Raw genomic sequence first — 23,444 nt, 5'->3', positions numbered from 1 at the left:
CTTTTTATCCGAACGGCTTGTCGAGCGACGAGGGCGGCTGCGTGAAGAAACGCGGCCCCTGCTCGGTCATGTAGAAGCAATCCTCGATGCGGATGCCGAACTTGCCCGGCAGATAGATCCCCGGCTCGTTCGAGAAGCACATGCCCGGCGCCAGCGGCGTCGTTTCGCCATGCACCAGGTTCACCGGCTCGTGCACGTCCAGCCCGATGCCGTGCCCGGTGCGATGCGACAGGCCCGGCAGCGCGTAGCGCGGGCCGTAGCCCAGCTTCTCGTAATAGCTGCGCACCGCATCATCGACGCTGCCCGCCGGCGCACCGACCTTGGCCGCGTCCATCGCGACATTCATGCCCTGGCGCATATGGCCGAACACGCGGCGCTGTTCCGCCGTCGGCTCACCGAAGACGAAGGTGCGCGAGATGTCGGAGACATAGCCGTGCGTGCTGCAGGTGCAGTCCATCAGGACGACCGTGCCCTCGGTCAGCTTCAGCCGCTCCTTCGACCCGTGCGGCAGCGCGCTGCCCGGGCCGACCTGCGCGCTGCTCGACGCGCGCTGGCCGCCGAAACGCTTCAGCTCGCGCTCCATGATTGCGTTGATGTCATTGCCGGTCATGCCCGCCTGCACCTGGCCGTGCGTGGCGCGATAGGCGGCGATCATGACGTCGTTGGCGCGCTGTAGCAGCGCGATTTCGGTCGGGCTCTTGATCATGCGCAGCGCGTTGACGACGTTGGCGCCCGACACGGTTTTCAGCCCCGGCAGCAGGCGGCGCACGCCATCGACGATGAAGAAGCGCACCGTCTCCTCCACCGCGAGCGTGCCGGCGCCGAGCTTCTTTTCCTTCAGCCAGCCGGCGATCAGCGCGAAGGGGCTTTCGTCCTCCTGCCACACGCGCACTTCGCCCGGCACGTCGAGCATTTCGCGGATCGAGGGTTCCTCGAAGAAGGGCGTGACGATCAGCACCGGGCCGTCCGCCGGGATCACGGCCGCGGTGGTACGTTCGCTGCGCCACCAGTCGATTCCGGTGAAATAAACGAGGCTCGATCCGGCCTCGACCAGCAGCGCGCCGATATTCCGGTGGCGCAATTCGGCCTGCATCCGGGCAAGTCTGGCCTCGCGCTCGGCGCGGCTGATCGGTGCGATCGGCGGGAAGGATGGCGTGGGGGCAGCCTGCCCGGCGAACACCGCCCCGGGCAGCGCGGCGAGCGCACTGCCCGCCGCCGCGCCGCGCAGCACATCGCGCCGCGCGAGCCCGCCGATCACTTGCGGCCCCCGAGGTCGCGCAAGAGGAAGTCCCAATAGTCGAGCTGCTTCAGATAGGCCGCGATCGGCACGCGTTCGTCGGTGCCGTGCGCGCGGCTGTCGTCCGCGCCCAGCGCCAGTGCGCCGGCGCCATAGGTAGGAATCCCGGCGCTGCGGAACTCGCGCCCGTCGGTGCCGCCCGACGACATGCTCGGCTTCAGCGTCACGCCGGGATAGGTCGCGTCCATCGCCTTTTGCAGCCGGGCGAACAGCGCCGGATTGACCGGCGACACCGGGCTGGCGACGCCTTCACCGACCAGCGAGACGGTCAGCTTGTCATTGCCGATCGCCTGCGCAATCCTCTTCTGCACGTCCTCCACCGACGTGCCCGGGAAGATGCGGCAGTTCACCGTGGCGGTGGCATTCTGCGGCAGCGCATTGGGCGCATTGCCTGCCTGCAACATGGTGGAGACGCAGGTCGTCCACAGCAGGTTCGACTGGTGCGGATATTTCTCCGCCACGGCGCGCGCCGCGGCATCGTTCGGGTTCGCCAGCATCGTGGTCAACGCGGTGCCGAGCTCGCCGCCCTTCTCCTTCGCCATGTCGGCGACCATGATGCGGGTGATCTCGTTGAACTCGACCGGGAAGCGAAGCGCCTCCAGCTTGGTCAGCGCGCGCGCGAGATCATAGATCGCATTGTCGGCGCGCGGCGCGGAGCTGTGCCCGCCCGGATTCTTCGCCGCGATCGCGAAATTGGCGTAGGTCTTTTCCGCCGCCTGGATGTTGAAGCGGTACTTGCCGTCCTCCCCCATCGCGCCCGAACCGGCGTCGGAATTGAGCGCGAACTCGGCACGCGAGACGAGCGGGTGCTTGGTCAGCGCGCGCGTCGTCATCATGCCGCTTTCCTCGTCGCCCGAGAAGGCGAGCAGCAAGTCACGCTCCGGCACGAAGCCGGACTTCTTCAGGCGGATGAAGCTGGCGACCAGCGCGGTCACGCCGGCCTTGTTGTCGGTCGATCCGCGTCCGTAGATATATCCGTCCTTCTCGGTCGGCACATAGGGGTCGGTCGACCAGTTTTCCTTCAGCGCGTCGACCACGTCCATATGGCCGAGGAACGCGATCGGCTTCGCCTTGGCGTTGCGCCCGGCGTAGCGGACGACCAGCCCGGCGGTCTTTTCGCCGTCGATCTCGACCGGCACGGTCATGATCTCGTCGGCGGTGAAGCCGGCCTCACGCAGCCGCCTGGAATAATTCTCGATCAGCGTCGGCACCTGCCCGCGACCCTTGGCGGTCGGGATGGCGATCGCCTCCTCCAGCATCTGGCGTGCCATCGCCCGGTCGGCGTCCGTCACGGGTGCGGCCGAAGCCGTCACGGCGACAGAGGAGAGGACAAGCGCCATCGCGGCACCGGCACACCAACGCAATTTCATAACAATTCCCCACCCACGAAAGATGCCGGAGGCGCTACAGCGCGCCTCCGGCCATTGGCAATGTTCCTTAGAAGCCAACCGACGCGCTGAGGAAGAAATAACGCCCGGTCGCATCGTAGAACTGCGGGTAGGTATTGCCGTTGCCGCCGTCCTCGATCGCCGCGGTGGTGGTGAGCGGCGGATCCTTGTCGAACAGATTGTTCACACCGGCGCGGAAGGTCAGGTCCTTGCGCACCTGGAATGCGGCGGCGAGATCGAAGTAGCTGCGCGAACCCAGTTCGCGGTTCACTTCGGAGAAGCTGCCGGTCAGCGCCGGCTGGCTGCTGGTCTGCGCGATCTTCACCGACGACACATAACGCCACGTCCCCGTCAGGCTGAACCGGTCGGCCGGTGCCCAGGTGGTCATGAACTTGTGGCGCCATTCCGGCCGCGGACGACCGCACAGGCCGGCATAGAGACCGGCGCATTCATACACGTCGGCCTGCGGCGAATTGGGCAGCGGCACCGTCTTGTAGGAGTCGAGATAGGTGCCGACCAGGTTGAAGCTGAGGCGACCGGCGTTGATGCCCAGATCGTTCAGGTTCAGGCGGTAATCGACGACCACGTCGACGCCCTTCGTCTGCAGCGATCCGGTGTTGACGTTGAAGCGGCGGAAATAGCCGTTCTCGCCCTGCCACAGCGATCCGCTGTCGGGGCTGCGCTGGATCAGGCTGCAGAAATACGGGTCGCCATTCGCCAGGCAGTTGGCGATCGACAGGTTCGGATTGACGCTGCCGACGAGGTTCTCGACCTTGATGTCGAAATAATCGACCGAGATGACGAGGCCGGGCACGAAGCGCGGCTCGAACACCGCGCCCAGCGACAGCGTCTTGGCGGTTTCCGGATCGAGCGCCGGATTGCCACCGATCAGCGAGTTGAACTGGCCGGCCGGATTGTCGACGATGTTGCCATATTGGCCCGCCGTCACGCCGGTACGGGCGCATTGCGCGAAGGTCGCAATCGGCACCGCGCCCGAGCACGGATCGAACGAGCCATTGGCATTCTCGGTCAGTTCGACCTCGAACAATTGCTGGCTGGAGAACAGCTCGATCACGTTGGGCGCACGCACCGCGCGCTGGTACGACCCGCGGAAGCGGAAATCGCGCACCGGCGACCAGTTCAGCCCCAGCTTGTACGTGTCGGTCTTGAAGCCGCTGTCATAATCCGAATAGCGATAGGCGCCTTCGAACGACAGGCTGTGGAAGAACGGCTTCTGTTCGACCAGCGGCACGATCAATTCGCCGAAGAATTCCTTCACCGCGACCGAGCCGTTGATCGGCAGTTCGGGGCTGGCGGCCGCCTGGTAGATTTCGTCCGGCTGGTAATCGACCGAGTTCTTGCGATATTCATAGCCGAACGCGACCGCGACGCCACTGTTGGCGAAGGGCGAGGTGAAGCCCCATTCGCCAAGGTCGCCGTCCACCGCTGCGACGATGTTGACGAGGTTGGTGTCGCCGGTGATCGACTTCACCTCGGCGACATAATCCACCGCATCCTGGCTGGCCGCACCACTGAAATAGTTGAGCGGCGAGCAGCGCGCGTCATTGTTGTTCGGGTTGGCATCGGCGTTGATCGCGCAGACGATCTGCCCGGCCGAATTGCGCACCGCGTTGAACGCATTGGCGGTCCGCTGGCGGTTAGCGTCGCCCGAGAAGCGGCTGCGGTAATTCACCTTCGAATAGATGCCGTAGACATCATATTTGAACGGCCCGGCGATGTCGCCGCGCGCGCCCAGCACGATGCGGTAGCTCTGGTGCGTGATGTCGTCCTGGCGGTTGCCGCCCTCGACGTTGCGGCGCGCGACCAGCACGCCGTTCGCCACCGACTGCGGCCCGACATAATTGCCCGCCGCGTCATAGATGCTGCCGGTCGACAGGCCGCGGCTGGTGCACAGGAAGTTCGCCTGCTGCGCGCTGAGGAACGGGTTGTCGCAGTTGATGCCGCTGATGCTGCCCGCGCCCACGGTGATGCCCGCACTGTTGGTGCCCGGCGCGATCTGCGCGACCGAGCGATCCTCCATGAACGACAGTTCGAGATAGGGGACGAAATTGTCGTTCACTTCATAATGCGCGTTGGCGCCGAAGGAGTAACGCTCGTCCGGGCGCTGGTAGTAATTGTAGGGCGCGAAATTGTAGGTCTGCGTGCCCGGCACGAACTGGCCGTCGCGGGTGGCGCGGAACGAGGTCGGCAGGCCGGGGATGCGGCCGGCGTTGGTGAAGTTCGCCGGATCGTTGGTCGCCGAGCCGCTGCACGAGAAGGCATTGCCGCCCGGGCCCGTCGCGCCCAGGGCGCAGGCGCTGTAATCATAATCCTTCTGCAGGATCGGATTGACCTTGCGATAGGTCGCATAGGCGGTGACGTTGCCGCGATCATCGTCGATGTTGCCGCCGACGACGGCCGACAATTCGGTGGTGAAGCCGTTCCAGACGCTCTTGTCCGGCTTCAGATACGCGCCCGGCACCGCCTGGTTGTTGCGGTCGAGCAGGTCGCGCAGCCCCTCGTCATTGTTGTTGTGCTGGAAACCGGCGATGCTGCCGGAGAAGCGGATGCCGCTGAAATTCTCCAGCAGCTTGAAATTGACGACGCCCGCGATCGCGTCCGAACCATAGACCGCCGATGCGCCGCCGGTCAGCACCTCGACCGACTGGATCAGCGGGGTGGGCACCTGGTTCAAGTCGGACGGGATGTTCTTGGGCGAACCATAAGGCAGGCGGCGGCCGTTGATCAGCACCAACGTGCGCGACGGGCTGAGGCCGCGAAGGTCGACCTGCGCGGTGCCGGTCGCCTCGTTCGAATTGGCCGCGCCCTGCGCCGCGAACACCTGCGGCAGCTGGTTGACGAGATCCTCGGTGCGCACGGTGCCGCGCACCGCGAATTCCTCCGACGACACAGTGGTCACCGGGCTGACGCTTTCCAGGTTGGGCGAGCGGATGCGCGAGCCGGTGATGACGATTTCGCCATCGTCCATCGGGCCGGCGGCCTCGGCAATGCTGTCCTGCGCCATCGCGGGCGTGGCGACGCCGCCTAGCATGACCGCCGAGCACAGCAGGAATTGACGCAAGTGTGACCTGTTCGTCATCATCTGACTCCCTGAATTTTATCGATTTTCGTTGAAGATGGGCGCGCGCCGCCGGCCCCCGCCAGCGACGCGGCCAGTGCCTTACTTGTAGCGCCAGCTCGTCAGGTCAGCGCCCTTGGGTGCCGCCGCCTCGATCCGCTTCAGGATCTTGGGCACGTACATCCAGTTATAGCGCAGCCGTCCGATGGAATTGGGCTGCGTCGGATCGCCGTTCCAGCAATGCTCGTCGCGATCACCATAAAGGATCTCGCCACCATAAGCGGGCTGCGCTTTCTTCAGGAAATCTTCCATCAGATAAACGGCGTTGTTCAGATAGAAATTGTCCATGTCGCCGACATAGATGTGGATCTTGCCCTGCAGCTTTGGCGCCAGCTTCTGCCAGTCGCGCTCCAGGATGTGGCGCATGTCGTAATTTTCTCGCCAGTAGGCGGCGACGCTGGGATCGATCTCGCCGGTCGCCTTGTTCCAGATCCGCTTGGGATAGCCGTCCTCGCCCATCGGCGAATAGACCGCTTCCCACACGTCCCACTGGCCGCCCGAACGCGTCTTGTCGCCCAGCACCAGCTCCAGCCGGTTCTCGTCCTCGATCGTGTGCGACAGATGGCCGAGGTAATCGCGCTTGCCCGGCTTCGAGACCTTCCCGAACGGGCCGGTCCAGAAATAGGCGTTCTTGTCCTTGTAGATGTCCGTCACCATCGTCTGACGGAAATCGATCGGATCCGGGCAGGCGGCAAAGGCGCCGTTATATTCGTCCGGATAGAAGACCTGCGCCGCCAGCGCTTCCCAGCCGCCGGTCGATCCGCCGTACAGGAAGCGCGCCCAGCCCTGGCCGATCCCGCGGAACTTCTTCTCCAGCGCGGGGATGAAGTCATAGGTGATGGCATCGCCATAGGGGCCGATGTTGGCGGAGTTCACCGCATAGCTGTCATCGTAATAGGGGTTCGAATGGTCGATCTCGACGATCAGCATTCGCGGGAAATCGGGCGAGATCCACTTCTGGTAGAAGTCATACGCTTCCTGCTGCTCCGTCCGGGCGTAGCAGGTTTCGTTCTTGAAGCGCTTGCTGGGCTCGCACTTGATGTCCGCATCAGGCGGCGTGGTGCGGAAACCGCCGAAATCCTCGGGGAAATGCCCGTGGAAGATCGCGAGCGGATATTTCGCCTCGGGGTGCTTGTCGAAATCCTTCGGGACCAGCACGTGGCCGCGCATATAGACGTCGCGACCCCAGAATTTTGACAGGCGTTCCGACTTGAACTTGAAGTGCCGGACGAATTCGGTGTCCTTGGGCTCTTCTACCGGGCCGATCACCTCGGTCAGCGCGACCTTGATCTCACCGGGGCGCTTGGGATCGAAGTTCACCTTCATCGGCTTGCTGATGATGTTGCCCGGCTCCTTGCGCCAGTTCTGCCCCGCACCGCGTGCGGCTGGCAGCTTCACCACCTTGCCGTTGCCCAGCTTGAACGTGTCGTATTTATGGAGGACCGCCTGCACCGTGTAGGTGCCGGCCGGCACATCGGCGAGGCTGCGACCCGGATAGCCGAGCACGTCCTTGCCGACGACGCGGGCCTGGCCGTTGCGGAACCCCTCGACCGGGATGCCGAACACCTGTGCGGCGTCGTGGCTGGCATCGACCTGGAAGCGCGGCTCGCTCTTGTCGTCGGCGGCGAGCACCAGGATGACGCGGCCCTCGTAGGGCGCCTCCTTGGCGGCCGGCGCGGAAAGCTCGACGCGAAAATCCTCTGCCTGAAGCGCACACGGTGCCGTTGCCAGCGCTGCCATCGCAGCGCCGACCGCGAATTTCCCTCGCATGTCCAACCCCCCAAAATGCCCCGACCCACTCCCGCTGCGTCGCAACACGGGGATTGCCATAGCCATCCGCCTTGTCAACTTTTATTCGCATAGCGAACTAAAGTTTACCTAGCAGAACTACAGGTTATACTTTGCTGGCGTGGATGATCCGGCGTGCGGCTATCACGCCGGGGTTGTTTCAGGTGCAACTTGTTATGCGGCGGGGCGTGCGGCGGCGGTCTGGAGGAAACTTCGCCCTGTGCAGCAGAGTAAGATGTGCCAATTCTATTGTTTACATGGCCTTAGATGATGGCGGTGGACTTGTGCCAGCCCCGCCAAACAGCCGGTCAGCACTTTTAGTAGGCCAGTAGATCGGGACAGATCCAGTGCTGCTGCCCCGCCATTTGCAATAGCCGCGACCACGGATGCCGCGGCATCGAGTCTCCTCTACGTTCAGATGGTCGCAGTGCGAACATCGCGGCGGCGCGGTGCGGAAAACGAGACGGAGGGCGTCCGATTGCCGGAGTCGCGACGCTTACCAAGCCAGGCGCCTTTCCACCGCTGAGAAAGGAACGGGGAGGCGAGTCGGCGTCGCCTCCCCGCCACATCATTCCGCGGCTTCGCTCTCCACGAAGCCGGGCCAGTTGCGCATGTAGGTGACAAACTGCGGGCTCAGCCCCTCGTCCAGCAGATGCTGGGTGCTGACCGGGATCGGCGGCGAGCGATAATCGGCGTCCTGCGCCACGCGATTGGGGAAATCGTGCCGCAGGATCGCGCCGCGGCCGATCACCGCGAAATCGCAACCGGCATCGATCACCCCGGCGGCGTCGCGCGCCGTCATCACCTTGCCCGCCGCACCGAGCCGCACGTCGCCGCGCGGCAGATCGGTGAAATAGCTCAGCAGCGACCGTCCCTGATGCTCGGCCTCGACCGGCTCCTTGCTCACGTCCCACAGCGACATGTCGAGATAATCCACGTCGCCACGCTTCAGCACCTCGGCAGCGACGTCGCGCACCTCGGCCATCTTCAGGCCGAACCGCTCCGGCGACAGGCGCAGGCCCAGCTGGAAGTCCGGCCGGCAGGCCGCGCGGATGCCGTCGATGATCTCGAAGATCAGCCGCGCCCGGTTTTCCAGGCTGCCGCCGTAGCGATCGTCGCGGCGGTTGATCTCCGGCGAGAGATATTGCGCGAGGATATAACCGTGCGCGCCATGCACCTCGACCCCGTCGAAGCCCGCCCGCTCGGCACGCTTCGCGGCGGCGATGAAGTCATCGCGCACCTGCTCGGTCTCGGCGGTGGTCAGCCCGCGCGCGCCGGTCTCGGGATCGTCCGACGGGCAGACCGGCGTACCGACCAGTTCCTTGGGCGAGCGATTGCCGGCATGGTGAAGCTGGACCGACGATACCGATCCTTCGGCCCGGATCGCGTCGGCCAACCGGGTCAGCCCCTCCAAATGATCGTCGCTGAAGACGCCGAGCTGCCCTTCGAAGCCCTGCCCGCCCTTTGCCACATGCGCGGCGGCGGTCATGGTCAGCGCGAAGCCGCCGGTGGCATGCATCGTCAGCCAGCGCGCTTCCTCCTCGGACAGCCGGCCGTCCGCGTGGCTCTGCTGGTTGGTCAGCGGTGCGAGCATGAAGCGGTTCTTCCACGCCGGTCCGCGCGTCAGGGTCATTGGTTGAAGCAGCGTTTCGACAGGCACAAAGGTCTCCTTGAAAGGTGATCGTGGCGGGCGGGCGGCGCGAGCAGAGAGCGCCCGCGCCGCGCGACCGGTTGCGCACAAGGTAATGGCGCGGGCGGAGCGAACAACCCGTTGGCCAATGATCGATTGACGGGCGATCAGTGTTGGTGCCGATTGCCCATGCCGCGCGTTGACGGCGCGAAGAGGACCCGGTTTTCGTGCATGCGACCATCCAGGCGATCGGGACCGCCGTGCCCGATCAGGATATTCACGCCGCCTTTGTCGACTGGGCGCGCCAGCGGCTGCCCGAGCGGGAGGCGCGACTGTTCGATCGCATGTCGGCGCGCTCAGGCATTGCGCATCGCTGGTCGGTGCTGCCGCTCGCCCCCGGCTCCCCGGTGGCCGAAGGCGGCTTCTACGCGGCCGAGCCGCACCCCGGCACTGCCGCGCGCATGACGCTATATGCCCAGGCGGCGCCTGCGCTGGCCTTGCGGGCGATCGAGCAGCTCGCGCAGCAGCAGCCGCTGGACGGAATCACCCATCTGGTGGTCGCCAGCTGCACCGGCTTCGTCGCGCCGGGGATCGACCAGATCATCGCCGCGCGGCTGGAGCTGTCGCCATCGGTCGAGCGGCTGCTGGTCGGCTTCATGGGTTGTTATGCCGCGGTGGTGGCGCTGCGATCCGCGCGGCACATCGTGCGATCCGATCCTGACGCGCGCGTGCTGGTCGTGACGGTGGAATTGTCGACTCTCCACCTCCAGGCGTCGCAGGCGCTGGAGCCGCTGCTGGCGATGCTCCAGTTCGGCGACGGCGCTGCCGCGGCGCTCGTCTCGGCCGAGCCCGGCGGGTTCACGATCGAGGCACCCTTCGCCACCACGCTGCCCGGCGCGGCGGAGCTGATCCGCTGGAACATCACCGACCAGGGCTTTGCCATGCATCTGTCGGGCGAGGTGCCCGGCCGCATTGCCACGGCATTGGCGGAGCCGGCGCTGCGCGCGACGATCACTGGCGCGCGGCCGGTCGATCGCTGGGCGGTTCACGCCGGCGGCCGCTCGATCCTCGACGCGGTGGAACATTCGCTGGGGCTGGCCGAGGACGCGCTGGCGCCATCGCGCAACGTGCTTGCGGAGGCAGGCAACATGTCATCGGCGACACTGATGTTCGTGCTCGCGCGGTTGCTTCAGGGTGAGCCGGTCGATCACGGCGTCGCCATGGCGTTCGGGCCTGGCCTTGCCGCCGAGGGCTTCCACTTCCGAAGCGCGGCATGACCGACGCTCGCACGCTCCTGGGGAGCCCGCACGCGCCGGGTCGTGCCTGGCTTGGCGGATCGCTGGCGCAGCGCGCCGAGGCGGAGGAGCTGATGGATGCCGAGGATCTCGATCCCGCCATCTACGCCGCCGTGGTGCGCGACCTGGCGAGGGTGAACGTCGTGACGCTCGCCGCGCGGCCGACGCTGCGCTTCCTCGCGCGCACGGCCCGGCCGGGACGACGCTATCGCGTTCTCGACGTGGGGTTCGGCGATGGCGACATGCTGCGGCACATCGCCCGCTGGGGCGCACGACGCGGCATTGCCCTTGATCTCACCGGCGTCGATCTCAACCCGCGCAGCGAGGCGGCGGCGCGGGCCCATACGCCGGCCGAGCTGCCGATCACCTGGATCACGGGCGACTATGCCGATCTGGCGGGGCAAAAGTGGGATTTCGTCATTTCCAGCCTCGTCGCGCATCACATGACACACGATCAGCTCGTCGCCTTCCTTGGCTTCATGGAAAGCGAGGCGCGCGTCGGCTGGATCGTCAACGACCTGCATCGCCACCGGCTGTCGCACCTCGGCTATCCATTGCTGGCGCGTGCGTTCGGCTGGCATCCGATCGTCCGGCACGACGGCCGCCTGTCGATCGCGCGCAGCTATCGTCCGAGGGAATGGGCGCCGATCCTGGCCGAGGCGGGCGTCACCCAGGCGCGGGTCGCGCGCCAGTTCCCGTTCCGGCTGTGCGTCGAACGCCAGCGCTGATCGTCGGCGGTGGGCCCGCAGGCGCCGCCGCCGCGATCGTGCTGGCGCGGGCCGGTGCGCCGCACCTCCTGGTGGAGCGCAGCCGCGAGACGGGCGACGCCTTGTGCGGCGGGTTTCTCAGCTGGCGAACGTTGGCCGAGCTGCAACGACTGGGTGTGGATGAGGCGGCGCTGGGCCCGGCGCGAGTGACCCGCGTGCGGGTGCTGACCGCGACCCGCGTGGCGGAGGCGCGCCTGCCGCGTCCCGCCCTTGGCGTCTCGCGTTATCGGCTCGACACGGTGATGCTGGACCGCGCGCGCGCGCTGGGCGCAGCGGTGGAGCGCGGCGTGGCGGTACGCAGCATCGCAGGCGGCGTCCGCACCGACGATGGCGCGACGATCGGGCATGACGCGCTGTTCCTGGCCAGCGGCAAGCATGACGTTCGCGGCCTGCCGCGCCCGGCGGCTGCACGCGGCGACGATCCCGCGCTGGGGCTGCGCCTGCGCCTTGCCGCCTCACCCGCGCTCGACCGGCTGGTCGGCGACGCGGTCGAGCTGCACCTCTTCGATCGCGGCTATGCCGGCGCGGTGCGGCAGGAGGACGGCAGCGTGAACCTGTGCCTCGCAGTCCGGCGGTCGCGGCTGCGCATGGCGGGCGATCCGGCCGCGCTGCTTCGCGCGATCGGCGACGAGCTTCCTGCGCTCGGCGACCGGCTGGGGCACCTCGACAGCCCCATCATCGATGCGGTGGCCAACGTTCCTTATGGCTGGCGGACGCCAGCGGGGCCGGCGGGGCTGTTCCGACTAGGCGATCAGGCCGGCGTGATCCCGTCACTTGCCGGCGAAGGGCTGGCCATCGCGATCACCAGCGGCAGCGACGCCGCACGGGCCTATGTGCGCGGGGGTGCGGCGGCGGCGCCGAACTGGCAGGCGAGCTTCCGCACGGCGTTGCGCCGGCCGATCGGCCTCGCCGCGATCATCAGGGGCGTGGCAGAGCGCCCTGCGCTGGCGACGCCGATGGTGGCGGCGGTGTCACGCGCGCCCGCGCTGCTGCGGCTGATGGCGCTGGCGACACGCACCCGGGTAGCGCGCCGCGATTGAACGGCAGAGGCGCGGCCGGTTGCGCGGCGCTCAATGCACCGCGTGGCTCAGCCCGGTCGGCGACAGCGCCATCAGGCTGGCGGCAAGCTCCGCCGCACGGAACGGCTTGGTCAGGCGCGGCAGGCTGGCGTCGATCCCCTCCTCCTCGGCATAGCCCGACACGATCAGCACCGGCAGCCCGGGACGAAGCGTCGTCAAGGCATGGGCCAGCTGCGCGCCGCTCATCCCCGGCATCAAGTGATCGGTGACGACCACATCGGGTTCGAGCCCGCCGTTGACCAAGGTCAGCGCCCCTTCGGCGGAGCGCGCCTCCACCACCTTGTAGCCAAGGTCGACCAGCATGTCGGCGGTGCTCATCCGCACCAGATCCTCATCGTCCACGACCAGCACGGTGCCGAGCGCGGTGCCTTGGGTCGGTAGGTGAAGCGTTGGGGCGCTGAGATCCGCCTCGCTGGCGCTCATGGGCAACCACAGGGTGATCGTAGTGCCCTGGCCCGGCGTGCTGTCGATCGTCAGTTCGCCGCCCAGCTGCGCGGCAAGGCCGTGCACCATCGAGAGGCCCAGCCCGGTCCCCTTGCCCACCCCCTTCGTCGAGAAGAAGGGCTCGATCGCGCGCTTCACCGTCTCCGCATCCATGCCGGTGCCGGTGTCGATCACGCTCAGCCGAACATAGCGCCCCGTCGGCAGTCCGCCGGGGCGATCAGCGCGAACCTTGTCGGGATGCGCCGCGATCGTCAGCTGGCCGCCGTCCGGCATGGCGTCGCGGGCATTCACCGCCAGGTTGAGGAGCGCCATCTCGAGCTGGTTTGCGTCCGCCATCGCGGGGGGAAGCTCGGCGGCGAGATCGGTGCGCAGCTCCACCGTCGGCCCCAAGGTGGAGCGCATCAGCCCCATCATTCCCTCGACCACCCGGCCGACATCGACCGCGGTCACCTTCAAGGGCTGGCGCCGGGCGAAGGCGAGCAGGCGCTGCACCAGGGTCTTGGCGCGCTCGGCCGATTGCAGCGCGCCGTTGATCAGCCGCCGCTCGCGATCGCTACCGACGCCGTGGCGGACGAGCATGTCGAGCGAGCCGATGATTGGGGTGAGCAGGTTATTGAAATCATGCGCGACACCGCCGGTCAAGCTGCCCATCGCCTCCATCTTCTGGCTCTGGCGCAATGCCTCCTGCGCAATCTCCAGCTCCGCCTCGCGCGCCTTGGTCTCGCTGAGGTCGCGGCCGACGGCGATGAAATTGACCCCGTCGGGTTCGGGCGCGACGGTCCACTCGATGTGCCTCCAACCGCCGTCGCGCGTCGCGATCCTGTTCTGGAACCGCGCCGCACTGCGCGTCCTGGCCATGTGGGCGATCGCCGCGAGGGTCGGGCCGGTATCCTCGTCATGCATGAAGGTCGCATAGCCGCGCGACAGCAGCTCATCCTCGCTCCAGCCCAGCACCTGAGTCCAGGCAGGGCTGACCGCGGACATCATCCCCTGATAGTCAGCCCGCGCCAGCATGTCCTGCGACAGGTTCCACAGCCGGTTACTCTCGGCGGAGCGCAGCGCGACCTGCGCCTCCAGCGTCTCGTTCAGCTCGCGCAGCGCGAGTTCGGCGCGGGCGCGCTCAATGGCGCTTTTGACGCGCTCACCCACCTCCTGCACCAGGCTTTCCTCGGCCGGGGTCCAGGCGCGTGGCGTCGCGCTCTGCACCGCCACCAGGCCGACCCATTGCTCGCCCTCGAACAGCACCACGTCGATGAAGGCACCCACCTGCCGATCGGTCAGCCCGGCGCGCGCGCCATCGCTGAGCCGATCGTCGTCGGGCACGTCACGCACCACCACGGGGGTACCGATCTGATAGGCGTTGAGGAGGTCGTCGCCGAACGACACGAGCGAATGACGCCCGACGATCGTCGCTACGCCATGATGATAATCATCGGTCACGGTCATCATGCCGTGGTCGATCTCGGCATAGAATACGCGGCTCGCGCCCAGCCATTCACCCAGTCGCACCGAGGCTGCACGGGTGATCTCCGCCGGCGTGCGAAGCGTGCGCAATTCGTCCGACATGGACAGGAGGAACTGGCTGCGCCGCTCCGCCGCCACCCGCTCGGTCGTCTCGGCGAGGATGCAGATCACCCCGGCGGGCCGGCCGCTTTCATCGGGCACCGGCGAGTAATCGAGGTCCATCCAGACCTTTTCGGGCCGGCCGTTGCGATTGAGCGTCAGTTCCTGGTCGCGATAATGGAGGGTGCGCCCGGCCAAGCACACCCGCATGACATTGTCGTTGAAATCGGCGACCTCCGGCCAGCCCTCGCGCACGTTGGAGCCGAGCAGGTCGGGGTGCCTGCCACCGGCGAACACCGAATAAGCGTCATTGTAGAGCATGACGCCCTCTTCGCCCCACAGCATCACGATCGGCACGGGGGAGCGCAGCAGGAGGGCGGTGGCGCTGCGCAGGCTGTGCGGCCAGCCGTCGAGTGGGCCAAGCGGGGTTTGCGACCAGTCCTTTGCGGCAACCAGATCGGCGCACGACCTCTCCACAACCCTGGCACGTCCATTGCCGTGGCGGAGACCCTGCGGCGAAAAATCCAACATCGTCAGAGCAAGATCCTGCATGCCGGGGATAAATACGGTCGGCGTTCGAAAGATTTAACGCGACCTAACCTAAATTGCTCCGCACGGGAATCCGCCGATCGCCCAATCCTGCGATACGATGCATGAAGATGGGACAAGCCGTGCGCGTGGACCCGCACATCGTTGTGCGCGCGGCCGAGCGTTCACCCGCCGCCGCCCCGTCGGCTTTGCAGCGGGGGCCTTGCATCCCCATGTTGCCATCATGGACGACGACGTGAACCGCCTGGGCCTGATCGATGATGAGGACATCGTGCTGGACGAAGCCGCGCTCGCGCTCGCCCGGCTGGACCAGCCGGAGGTTGATCTCGACCCCTATGATCGCGTCCTCGACGCGATCACCGCGGGGCTGGAGCGGATCGGCGAGGATCGCGAGGACGCCGCCGAACAGGCCGCGGCGTTGCAGACGGTGCTGGGCGACGAGTTTGGCTTCATCGGAGACGACCAGACCTATGACGATCCGGCCAATGCCGATCTGATCCGGGTGATCGATCGCCGCCGCGGCCTGCCGATCAGCCTGTCTATCCTCTATGTCGCGGCAGCGCGCCGACTGGGCTGGCGTGCGGAGATCCTCGATTTTCCGGGCCACGTACTGGTGCTGGTCGGGGCCGATGTGGCGCCGGTCATCATCGATCCGTTCATCGGCGGGGCGCGCGTCGATGCGGAGCGGCTGGCGGCATTGGCCACCGCCTTCGCCAGCGACAATGGCCCGGTGACACATGTCAGCGCCATGCCCAATCGCGCGATCCTGATCCGCCTGCTGCAGAACCAGGCGAGCCGCGCCGAACAGGCCGGCCAGGGCCGCCGCGCACTGACCCTCTATGAACGGATGACGCTGGTCGCGCCCGAATATGCCCATGCCTGGTGGCAGCGCGCGCGGCTGGAGCTGGTCGATGGCGACATCGCCAAAGCGCGCGCGAGCCTTGGCACGATCCTGGAAATCACCCGCGACGCCGAATTGCGCCAGCGAGTCACGGACACGCTGAACGCGCTCGCCGCCGCCTGATCAGCCTGCCGCCCCCACCCGCTGCCAGGTCAGCCGGGTGACATAGGTCTGGCCGGATTTCGAGACTTCCGGCTCGGTCACCAGCTCGATCCGGTCCTCGCCCAGCGGCACGATCAGCCGCACGAAGGTGGTGCCGACGCGCGTCGGTTGCGAGGCGAACAAAATGTCGTGCGTGACCCGCTCGCCATCGCGCCGCCAGGTGCCGGCATAGGAGAAGAACTGGGTGAAGCTGTCGGCCTTCGGGTCGCCCGCCGCCGCCCAGGCGGGGTCCATCAGGAACGCCGACATGCGGCCGTCGGCGGTATATTGCAGCTGGCCCGCCGGGGGATTCCCGAACGTGCGGCGCTCCTCGCTGCCGCGCTGGCTGACGCAGGACAGCAACGTCCAGGTGCCGAGAAGATCGATCATGAGGTCCTTGTGCATTCGAGAGCAGGCGCGGGCAGCCGCCAGTGATCGGCTGCCGCCCGCACGATAGCGACAGTGTCAGGCCGCGACGGCTTCCTTGCGCTTCTTGCGCACGATCGTCTGCGTGTTGGTATATTCCAGCAGGCCCTCGATCCCGCCTTCGACGCCGACGCCAGACTGCTTCATGCCGCCGAACGCCGCCATCGGCGACAGGTGCTGCGTCTCGTTGACCCACACGGTGCCGCTGGCGATGCGCTGCGCGATCTCGAACGCCTTGTCCTCGTCATTGCCCCAGACCGAACCGCCGAGGCCATAATCGGTCGCGTTGGCACGCGCGACGACATCGTCCACATCGTCGAACTTCAGCAGCGGCAGCACCGGGCCGAACTGCTCCTCCTGCACGATCCGCGCATCCTCCGGCGGATTGTCGAGGATCGTTACCGGCACGAAATAGCCCGGCACATCGGCCTTCTCGCCGCCGACCAGGAACGTGTAGCCCTTGTCCTTGGCATCCTGAATCAGCTCCAGCACGCGGGCATATTGCTGCTTGTTGTTGATCGGGCCGATCTGCGTGCCCTGTTCGGACCCATCGCCGACCTTCACCGTCCTGGCATAAGCAACCAATGCGTCGCGCAGCTGATCGTAGATGTCCTTGTGGACGTACATCCGCTTGGTCGCGATGCAGATCTGGCCGTTGTTGCGGAACGCCGCCCAGAACAGCTCCTCCGCCACCTTTTCCACGTCCACATCCGGCATTACGATCGCCGCGTCATTACCGCCCAGCTCCAGCGTCACGCGCTTCAGCGTCGGTGCAGCGGACTGCATCACGCGCTTGCCGGTGGCGGTCGATCCGGTGAAGCTGATCTTGTCGAAGCCCGGATGGCTCGTCATCCACGGACCCAGATCGTCGCCGCCGGTGACGATATTGAGCACGCCCGGCGGCAGCAGCTGCGCCGCCAGCTCACCGAATTTCAGCGTCGACAGCGGGGTGAAGGGCGATGGCTTCAGCACCATCGTATTGCCGGCGAGCAGCGCCGGGCCGACCTTGAACATCGCCAGGATCATCGGGAAATTCCACGGCGCGATCGCCCCCACCACGCCCAGCGGCACATGGCGCGTCTCGCTGTAGCGTTCGTCCGAATCCTCGTTGACGGTCACCGGCAGGTCGAGCTGCGAGGCGGCCATCAGCCAGTATCCTGCGCCCATCACCTCGCCCTGCGATTCCGCGTGCGGCTTGCCCTGTTCCTTGGTCAGCAGGCGCATCAGCGGATCGGCATTGGCCATGATCGCCTGCCCCAGCGCCGCGAGCTTCGCCTTGCGCTCGGCAATCGGCGTCGCGGCCCAGCCGGGATATGCCTTGCGCGCCGCGGCAATCGCCTTGTCGAGATCCTCGCGCGTCGCGTCGGGCACGCTGGCGATCACGTCCTCGTTGGCGGGATTGACCACGTCAAGCGTTGCGGAGCCGGTCACCAGCTCGCCGCCGATCAGCATGCGATAGTCACTGTCGAAGTTCATCGCGTCTCTCTCCTGATTCTGTTTGCGCCTCCCATAACAGAAGTTACGGGTGTCGCACCATCATCTGTGCGGGGGAGGATCGTGACGTTGCATTCCGAAGGTCATCAGGAGGTCGCCACTAGCGCGCACCCGGCCAGCGCCACGCCAGCCTCCTTTCTCCAGGTGGAAAATACCCCCGATCCGCTCCGCTACCGCCTCGCGATCACCGACCAGATCTGCGTCGGCCCGCCGGGCAATGTCTTCATGTTCGGCGGCGTCGGGCTGGGCGCGGCGACGATCGCGGCGGAGCGCGCGACCGGGCGGCGGGTGATCTGGTCCAGCGCGCAATTCATCTCCTACGCGCGGATCGGCGACACGCTGGATCTCAAGGTCGAGATGCTGTCCGCCGGGCGCAACATCAGCCAGGTGCGCGTCACCGGCACCGACGCCGGAAAGCCGATCATCAGCGTCAATGCGGCGCTGGGCGATCGCGAGAACATGCCCGCGCATCAATGGATCGCGGCCCCCGAGATGCCCCCGCCCGAGGAATGTTCGCCGCAGCAGATGTGGCCGGCGCAGGACGCGGCATTGATGAGCCGGCTCGACGTGCGCGTCGCGCCCGGCCGCTATGGCGCGGTGCCGCGCGATGGCACGCCCTCACCCGACGGGCGCATGGTGCTGTGGATGCGCCCGCGCGACGGATCGCCGATCGACGCCAGCCTGCTCGCCATCTTTGCCGATTTCGTGCCCTCCGGCCTCGCCGTTGCGTTCGGCCGGCGCGGCGGTGGCAACAGCCTCGACAACACGATGCGCGTGGCCACGCTGGTCCCGACCGACTGGGTGCTTTGCGACGTGCGGATCAGCGCGGCGGCGCGCGGCTTCGGCCATGGCGCGATCCACATGTTCGCCCAGGACGGGACGATGATCGCCAGCGGCAGCCAGTCGGCGATCCTTCGCTTCATGGATGGACCGTGAGATCTGGTTAAGTCTCTGTTTACCCTCATTCGCGCGGAACGATCAGCGATCCGGCGGGCTTTCCCATCATTGCATCAGCTGACGCACATGGAGGGATGATGAGCACGACCATTGTATCCGCGATCTTCGACAGCCGCCACGAGGCGGAGCGCGCCGTGTCCGACCTGCGCCAGAGCGGTGTCAGCGACAGCGCAATCTCGCTGCTCGCCCGCCATGACGAGGAGGGCCACGAGACCGGCCACGATGGTGGCACGCAGGAGTTCGTCGGCAAGGTGGCCGCTGGCGCCGGCATCGGCACGCTGCTGGGTATTGCGGCGCTCGCTATCCCGGGCGTTGGTCCGCTGGTCGGCGCCGGGGCGATCGCGGCATCGGCCGTGCCCGGTGCAGCGATCACCGGCGCGGCGCTGGGCGGTGCGGCGGGCGGCCTGGAAAAGGTGATGACCGACCATGGCGTCAGCCGTGAGGATGCCGCTTATTATGGCGACCGGATCCATCAGGGCGGCGTGTTCGTCTCGGTCGATACCAATGCGGCACGGATCGATCCGGCGACCGCCGCCGATATCCTGTTCCGCGCCGGCGGGCACAGCGCGACGCGGCCGCGCACCGCCGCCGTCTGAACTCGTCGCGGGCGGGGGTGCGTTCACCGCCCTTGCCCGCAACGGTCCCTCAGGCGAAACCGACCACAGCATGCGGCACATAGGCCGCCTCGAGTTCGGCGATCTCCGCATCGCTCAGCACGATATCGAGCGCAGCGATCGCATCCTCCAGATGTGCCACCTTTGACGCGCCGACGATCGGCGCCGACACCTCAGGCTTCGCCAGCACCCAGGCCAGCGCGATCTGCGCGCGCGGCACGCCGCGCCCGGCGGCGACCCTGGCCACCGCCTCCACGACCGTGCGATCCGCCTCGGCGGTGCGCCGGTACAATGTCTGTCCGAACTTGTCGGTCTCCGACCGCGGCGTGCTTTCATCCCAGTCGCGGGTCAGGCGCCCGCGCGCCAGCGGGCTCCACGGGATGACGCCGATGCCTTCCGCCGCGCAGAGCGGCAGCATCTCGCGCTCTTCCTCGCGGTACAGCAGGTTCAAGTAATTCTGCATGCTGACGAAACGGGTCCAGCCGTTCGCCTCGGCGACGTGGAGCATCGTGGCGAACTGCCACGCATACATGGACGAGGCACCGATGTAGCGCGCCTTGCCCGCCTTCACGACGTCGTGCAGCGCCTCCAGCGTTTCCTCGATCGGCGTGTCATGGTCGAACCGGTGAATCTGGTAGAGATCGACATAATCGGTCCCCAGCCGCATCAGGCTGGCGTCGATCTCATGCATGATCGCCTTGCGGCTCAGCCCGGCGCCGTTTGGGCCTGGCCGCATCCGGCCGTGCACCTTGGTGGCGATCACCACATCCTCGCGCCGGCTGAACTCGCGTACCGCGCGGCCAACGATCTCCTCCGAACTGCCGTCGGAATAGACGTTGGCGGTGTCAAAGAAGGTAATCCCCGCCTCGAATGCCTGGCGCAGCAAAGGCCGGCTGCGATGCTCGTCGATCGTCCATTCATGGTTGCCGCGCGCCGGATCGCCATAGGTCATGCATCCCAGGCACAGCCGGGATATTTCAAGACCCGTCATGCCAAGCCTTACATATTCCATCGCGTCTCTCCTTTGTCGCCGTGCTTTATCGCTGCATGATGGCCACCGCACGTCCGATAGCGAGAAGAAGGCGTGCACATGAACATTTGCTGCGACAGGCTATTCCGGCAGCGACGGACAAACGCAGCAGTTGAATGATCGATAAGGTTGCTGACCGTTTGTTCAACACTTCATAGGTTATTTGGCGGTTTTACCGTAGCTTAATTCCTTTGTCGCAGATCAGGGTCGTCGATTCCGTTGCTGGGCGAATCGATCGGGGGGAGCATTCGAGGGTGCAACATGTGTCGGCTCAGGTGATGCGTGCTGGTTCAGCGCCGCTGACCGGGCCGGGCGCGCATCCGCCTGCCGAGACCGCGACGGAGAGCGCCCGGCCGGGCAGCGTGCCGGGGGCGAGCCGCGCCGGGCTGGAAATCGTTCTCAGCCGGGCGCGCGTCGGCATCCTCCATCGCGATCTCGAACGGCGCGTGCTGCTGGTCAATGATGCCTTCTGCGCGATCGTGGGCCGCTCTTCGGACGAGCTGGCCGGGCTTCCGTTCGAGGCGTTCACCCACCCCGACGACCGGGAAAGGTCGAGCCGTCTGTATTTGGAGCAGCTCGCCAGGGCAGAGCCGTTCGAGATTGAGAAGCGCTACATCCGCCCCGACGGGTCGGCGACCTGGTGTGCCGTCCACGTGTCGTTCGTGCTGGATGCCGCGGGTCGCCCGCAATCGACCATCACCGTCGCATCCGACATCGGCGCCCGTTACGAGGCGCAGCAGGGCCTGCGCGAGAGCGAGGAACATTATCGCCACACGGTGGAACTCGCCCCGCAGATCGCCTGGTCGGCCGATGCCCACGGAGCGGTGGTCGAGATCAGCCCGCGCTGGTCGGAGATCACCGGCGTCGATCCCTATGATGCAACACGCGATTCCTGGCTCGACGCGATCCATCCCGATGATGTCGAGCGCACGCAGCGCGCGTGGCGGCGGGCGGTCGACACAGGCGAGCCGATCGACCTGACCTATCGCCTGTTGTGCCAGGGATCGCCGCGCTGGTTCCGGGCCCGCGCCGCGCCGCGCACCGATGCCGCCGGGGAGGTGATGCGCTGGTACGGTACGCTGGAGGACATTCACGAACAGCGGATCACCGAACAGGCCCTGCGTGACAGCGAGGAGCGGTTCCGCCTCGCCGCGCAAGCGGCCGGGCTGGGTATCTGGGATTATGACGCGGTGAACCAGCGCCGCGAATGGTCCGCCGAGTTCAAGGAGATGCTGGGCCTGTCGCCGCATACCGTGCCCTCGCTCGATACCGCCATGTCGGTGGTGGTGCCCGAGGACCGTCATCTGTTGCAGGCGCTGGCGACGGCGGCCTGGTCGGGGGACAGCAGCGCGCAGTTCGACGTGACCTTGCGCATCCGCCGCCCCAGCGACCTCGAGGAACGGTGGATGCAGACCAGCGGCTGGCGCATCCGCGCGTCGACCGGGCGGCTGGAGCGTATCCTCGTCACCATCCGCGACGTGACCGAGGAGCGTACCGCCAAGGAACGGATCCGCTGGACCGCCACGCACGACGCACTGACTGGTATTCCCAACCGCAGCCATTTCACCGGAGAACTTGAGGCGGCACTGGCGGGAACGCCGCCCGGCAGCCAATTGGCGCTGGTCCTGCTCGACCTCGATCATCTGAAGGAGATGAACGACACGATCGGCCATGACGCGGGCGACATGCTGCTGCGGACCTTCGCGCGGCGGCTGCAGCAGGCGTTCGGGCCGCGCGCGGCGATCGGCCGGCTGGGTGGCGATGAATTTGCCGTGCTGCTGAGCGGCGTGCCGGGCGAGCGCGTCCAGGCGCATGTCTCGCGCGCATTGCTGAGGCTGCGCCAGCCGTTCGAGTTCGACGGCTACACCTGCGACACGCAGGCGACCGCGGGCGCTGCGCTGTTCCCCGCGCACGGCACCACCGCCGACGAATTGCTGAAAGCGGCCGATATCGCGCTCTACGTCGGCAAGGCGCAGCGCCGTGGTGAGATATCCTTGTTCGAGCCGGCCATGCGCGCCGATGCACAGCGCCGCACCTCAATGCTGAACGTGGCGCGCGTCGCGGTGCGCGATGCGCTGGTCGTCCCTTATTACCAGCCCAAGATCTGCCTCTCGACCGGTCGGATCGTGGGTCTGGAGGCGCTGCTGCGCTGGCGCGACGACCTGCTGGGCGTGCAGGGGCCCGACACCATCGCCGCCGCATTCGAGGATCTGGGGCTGGCGATCGCGATGAGCGACCGGATGCTGGGATGCATCGCGGACGACATGCGCCGCTGGATCGACCGCGGGGTGCCGCCTGTGCCCGTCGCCGTCAATCTGTCACCCGCCGAGTTCCGCCACGACGGGCTGGTCGATCGCATCACCCGCCCCTTCCGCCAGCGCGGTGTGCCGTTCGACCGGATCGAGCTTGAGATTACCGAGACCGTGCTGCTGGGCCGCGACACCGACCGGCTCGCGGCGACGCTCGCCACCTTCCACGATCATGGCTTCCGCATCGCGCTCGACGATTTCGGTACCGGCTATGCGTCGCTGACCCATCTCAAGACCTTCCCGGTCGACGTGATCAAGATCGACAAGACGTTCGTGTCGAACCTGCGCGCCGAGTCGCACGATGCCGCGATCGTCGATGCGATCATCACGCTCGCCAAGCGGCTCGACATGGCGGTCGTTGCTGAGGGCGTCGAGCAGGACGAGCAAGCGGAATATCTCGCCCGGCGCGGCTGTGATTATGCGCAAGGCTATCTGTACAGCGAGGCTGTGCCGGCGGCGGCCGCGGAGGCGCTGCTGCGTGCTGGCGCACCTGCTGGAGACGAGTGCGCGCCGCGCGCCTGACGCGCAAAGCTGGCCTTACCCATTCCCCGAAAACGACGCCCCCGTTCTTGACACGCGGCCGCGCAACACGGATCACGTCCTCAATTAAGCGATAAGACTTAATTGGCGGGC

General features: G+C 66.8%; 16 protein-coding genes. 7 read left to right on the top strand and 9 right to left on the bottom strand.

Going from position 1 to position 23,444, the window contains the following annotated elements:
- Nucleotides 1-4 precede the first annotated feature (4 nt).
- The 5 genes from XM50_RS06205 to XM50_RS06185 all read right to left on the bottom strand — a co-directional run bounded on the left by XM50_RS06205 (nucleotide 5) and on the right by XM50_RS06185 (nucleotide 9,245).
- A complete protein-coding gene (locus XM50_RS06205; RefSeq protein ID WP_331386560.1) occupies nucleotides 5-1,258 on the bottom strand; it encodes a M24 family metallopeptidase in 1,254 nt (417 codons plus the stop codon).
- Entirely contained in the window at nucleotides 1,255-2,667 is a 1,413-nt protein-coding gene (locus XM50_RS06200) for a M20/M25/M40 family metallo-hydrolase (RefSeq protein WP_197075430.1), read from the bottom strand. Before XM50_RS06200 ends, XM50_RS06205 begins: the two co-directional genes overlap by 4 nt.
- 67 nt (nucleotides 2,668-2,734) lie before the next feature.
- The gene (locus XM50_RS06195; RefSeq protein WP_052742466.1) at nucleotides 2,735-5,767 is read right to left on the bottom strand and encodes a TonB-dependent receptor domain-containing protein; all 3,033 of its coding nucleotides are present in this window, start codon (nucleotides 5,765-5,767) and stop codon (nucleotides 2,735-2,737) included.
- 99 nt (nucleotides 5,768-5,866) lie between these two features.
- Nucleotides 5,867-7,594: a hypothetical protein gene (locus XM50_RS06190; protein WP_052742465.1), complete on the bottom strand. Its 1,728-nt coding sequence runs from the start codon at nucleotides 7,592-7,594 to the stop codon at nucleotides 5,867-5,869.
- Nucleotides 7,595-8,180: 586 nt separating this feature from the next.
- The gene (locus XM50_RS06185; RefSeq protein WP_046408247.1) at nucleotides 8,181-9,245 is read right to left on the bottom strand and encodes an NADH:flavin oxidoreductase; all 1,065 of its coding nucleotides are present in this window, start codon (nucleotides 9,243-9,245) and stop codon (nucleotides 8,181-8,183) included.
- A gap of 224 nt (nucleotides 9,246-9,469) precedes the next feature.
- On the opposite strand from XM50_RS06185, the gene XM50_RS06180 reads away from it, so the two are divergent.
- The 3 genes from XM50_RS06180 to XM50_RS06170 all read left to right on the top strand — a co-directional run bounded on the left by XM50_RS06180 (nucleotide 9,470) and on the right by XM50_RS06170 (nucleotide 12,344).
- Nucleotides 9,470-10,519 (top strand): type III polyketide synthase, encoded by a 1,050-nt coding sequence (locus XM50_RS06180; protein ID WP_046408245.1) that lies wholly within the window; start codon nucleotides 9,470-9,472, stop codon nucleotides 10,517-10,519.
- 92 nt (nucleotides 10,520-10,611) lie between these two features.
- The gene (locus XM50_RS06175) at nucleotides 10,612-11,265 is read left to right on the top strand and encodes a methyltransferase domain-containing protein (RefSeq protein ID WP_046408297.1); all 654 of its coding nucleotides are present in this window, start codon (nucleotides 10,612-10,614) and stop codon (nucleotides 11,263-11,265) included.
- Nucleotides 11,244-12,344 (top strand): NAD(P)/FAD-dependent oxidoreductase, encoded by a 1,101-nt coding sequence (locus tag XM50_RS06170; RefSeq protein ID WP_046408243.1) that lies wholly within the window; start codon nucleotides 11,244-11,246, stop codon nucleotides 12,342-12,344. The genes XM50_RS06175 and XM50_RS06170 overlap by 22 nt, the downstream gene beginning before the upstream one ends.
- A 30-nt stretch (nucleotides 12,345-12,374) precedes the next feature.
- Here the strand turns inward: XM50_RS06170 and XM50_RS06165 are convergent, their stop codons facing one another.
- Nucleotides 12,375-14,921: a PAS domain S-box protein gene (locus XM50_RS06165; protein WP_082102803.1), complete on the bottom strand. Its 2,547-nt coding sequence runs from the start codon at nucleotides 14,919-14,921 to the stop codon at nucleotides 12,375-12,377.
- A gap of 241 nt (nucleotides 14,922-15,162) precedes the next feature.
- Between XM50_RS06165 and XM50_RS06160 the strand changes: the two genes are divergently transcribed.
- Nucleotides 15,163-15,963: a SirB1 family protein gene (locus XM50_RS06160; protein WP_046408242.1), complete on the top strand. Its 801-nt coding sequence runs from the start codon at nucleotides 15,163-15,165 to the stop codon at nucleotides 15,961-15,963.
- Here the strand turns inward: XM50_RS06160 and XM50_RS19165 are convergent, their stop codons facing one another.
- Complete coding sequence (locus tag XM50_RS19165; protein WP_197075425.1) at nucleotides 15,964-16,371, bottom strand: lipocalin-like domain-containing protein; 408 nt, start codon at nucleotides 16,369-16,371, stop codon at nucleotides 15,964-15,966.
- 75 nt (nucleotides 16,372-16,446) lie between these two features.
- Nucleotides 16,447-17,883, bottom strand: coding sequence for an aldehyde dehydrogenase family protein (locus XM50_RS06150; RefSeq protein WP_046408240.1), 1,437 nt, complete (start codon nucleotides 17,881-17,883; stop codon nucleotides 16,447-16,449).
- Between the two features lie 81 nt (nucleotides 17,884-17,964).
- Between XM50_RS06150 and XM50_RS06145 the strand changes: the two genes are divergently transcribed.
- Both XM50_RS06145 and XM50_RS06140 read left to right on the top strand, forming a co-directional pair.
- Nucleotides 17,965-18,837, top strand: coding sequence for an acyl-CoA thioesterase (locus XM50_RS06145; RefSeq protein ID WP_197075423.1), 873 nt, complete (start codon nucleotides 17,965-17,967; stop codon nucleotides 18,835-18,837).
- 98 nt (nucleotides 18,838-18,935) lie between these two features.
- Nucleotides 18,936-19,454, top strand: coding sequence for a hypothetical protein (locus tag XM50_RS06140; RefSeq protein ID WP_046408291.1), 519 nt, complete (start codon nucleotides 18,936-18,938; stop codon nucleotides 19,452-19,454).
- A 49-nt stretch (nucleotides 19,455-19,503) separates the two neighbouring features.
- Here XM50_RS06140 and XM50_RS06135 read toward each other — a convergent pair whose 3' ends face one another.
- Nucleotides 19,504-20,484: an aldo/keto reductase gene (locus XM50_RS06135; RefSeq protein WP_046408239.1), complete on the bottom strand. Its 981-nt coding sequence runs from the start codon at nucleotides 20,482-20,484 to the stop codon at nucleotides 19,504-19,506.
- Between the two features lie 296 nt (nucleotides 20,485-20,780).
- Here XM50_RS06135 and XM50_RS06130 point away from each other — a divergent pair, with 296 nt between their 5' ends.
- The gene (locus XM50_RS06130) at nucleotides 20,781-23,333 is read left to right on the top strand and encodes a sensor domain-containing protein (RefSeq protein WP_052742462.1); all 2,553 of its coding nucleotides are present in this window, start codon (nucleotides 20,781-20,783) and stop codon (nucleotides 23,331-23,333) included.
- Nucleotides 23,334-23,444: the final 111 nt, after the last annotated feature.

The sequence above is a fragment of the Sphingomonas sp. Ag1 genome, assembly GCF_000980895.1.
Taxonomy (GTDB): Bacteria; Pseudomonadota; Alphaproteobacteria; order Sphingomonadales; family Sphingomonadaceae; genus Sphingomonas; species Sphingomonas panaciterrae.
The sequence above is the reverse complement of the archived record's forward strand: the minus strand, read 5'-3'. Positions and strand labels throughout refer to the sequence as shown.

Bases quoted from the DNA above. Each gene is read 5' to 3' on its own strand.
- XM50_RS06200 (WP_197075430.1), bottom strand. From the start codon at position 2,667: ATGAAATTGCGTTGGTGTGCCGGTGCCGCGATGGCGCTTGTCCTCTCC.
- XM50_RS06190 (WP_052742465.1), bottom strand. From the start codon at position 7,594: ATGCGAGGGAAATTCGCGGTCGGCGCTGCGATGGCAGCGCTGGCAACG.
- XM50_RS06185 (WP_046408247.1), bottom strand. From the start codon at position 9,245: ATGACCCTGACGCGCGGACCGGCGTGGAAGAACCGCTTCATGCTCGCA.
- XM50_RS06175 (WP_046408297.1), top strand. From the start codon at position 10,612: ATGGATGCCGAGGATCTCGATCCCGCCATCTACGCCGCCGTGGTGCGC.
- XM50_RS06165 (WP_082102803.1), bottom strand. From the start codon at position 14,921: ATGTTGGATTTTTCGCCGCAGGGTCTCCGCCACGGCAATGGACGTGCC.
- XM50_RS06160 (WP_046408242.1), top strand. From the start codon at position 15,163: ATGGACGACGACGTGAACCGCCTGGGCCTGATCGATGATGAGGACATC.
- XM50_RS19165 (WP_197075425.1), bottom strand. From the start codon at position 16,371: ATGATCGATCTTCTCGGCACCTGGACGTTGCTGTCCTGCGTCAGCCAG.
- XM50_RS06150 (WP_046408240.1), bottom strand. From the start codon at position 17,883: ATGAACTTCGACAGTGACTATCGCATGCTGATCGGCGGCGAGCTGGTG.
- XM50_RS06140 (WP_046408291.1), top strand. From the start codon at position 18,936: ATGAGCACGACCATTGTATCCGCGATCTTCGACAGCCGCCACGAGGCG.
- XM50_RS06135 (WP_046408239.1), bottom strand. From the start codon at position 20,484: ATGGAATATGTAAGGCTTGGCATGACGGGTCTTGAAATATCCCGGCTG.
- XM50_RS06130 (WP_052742462.1), top strand. From the start codon at position 20,781: ATGCGTGCTGGTTCAGCGCCGCTGACCGGGCCGGGCGCGCATCCGCCT.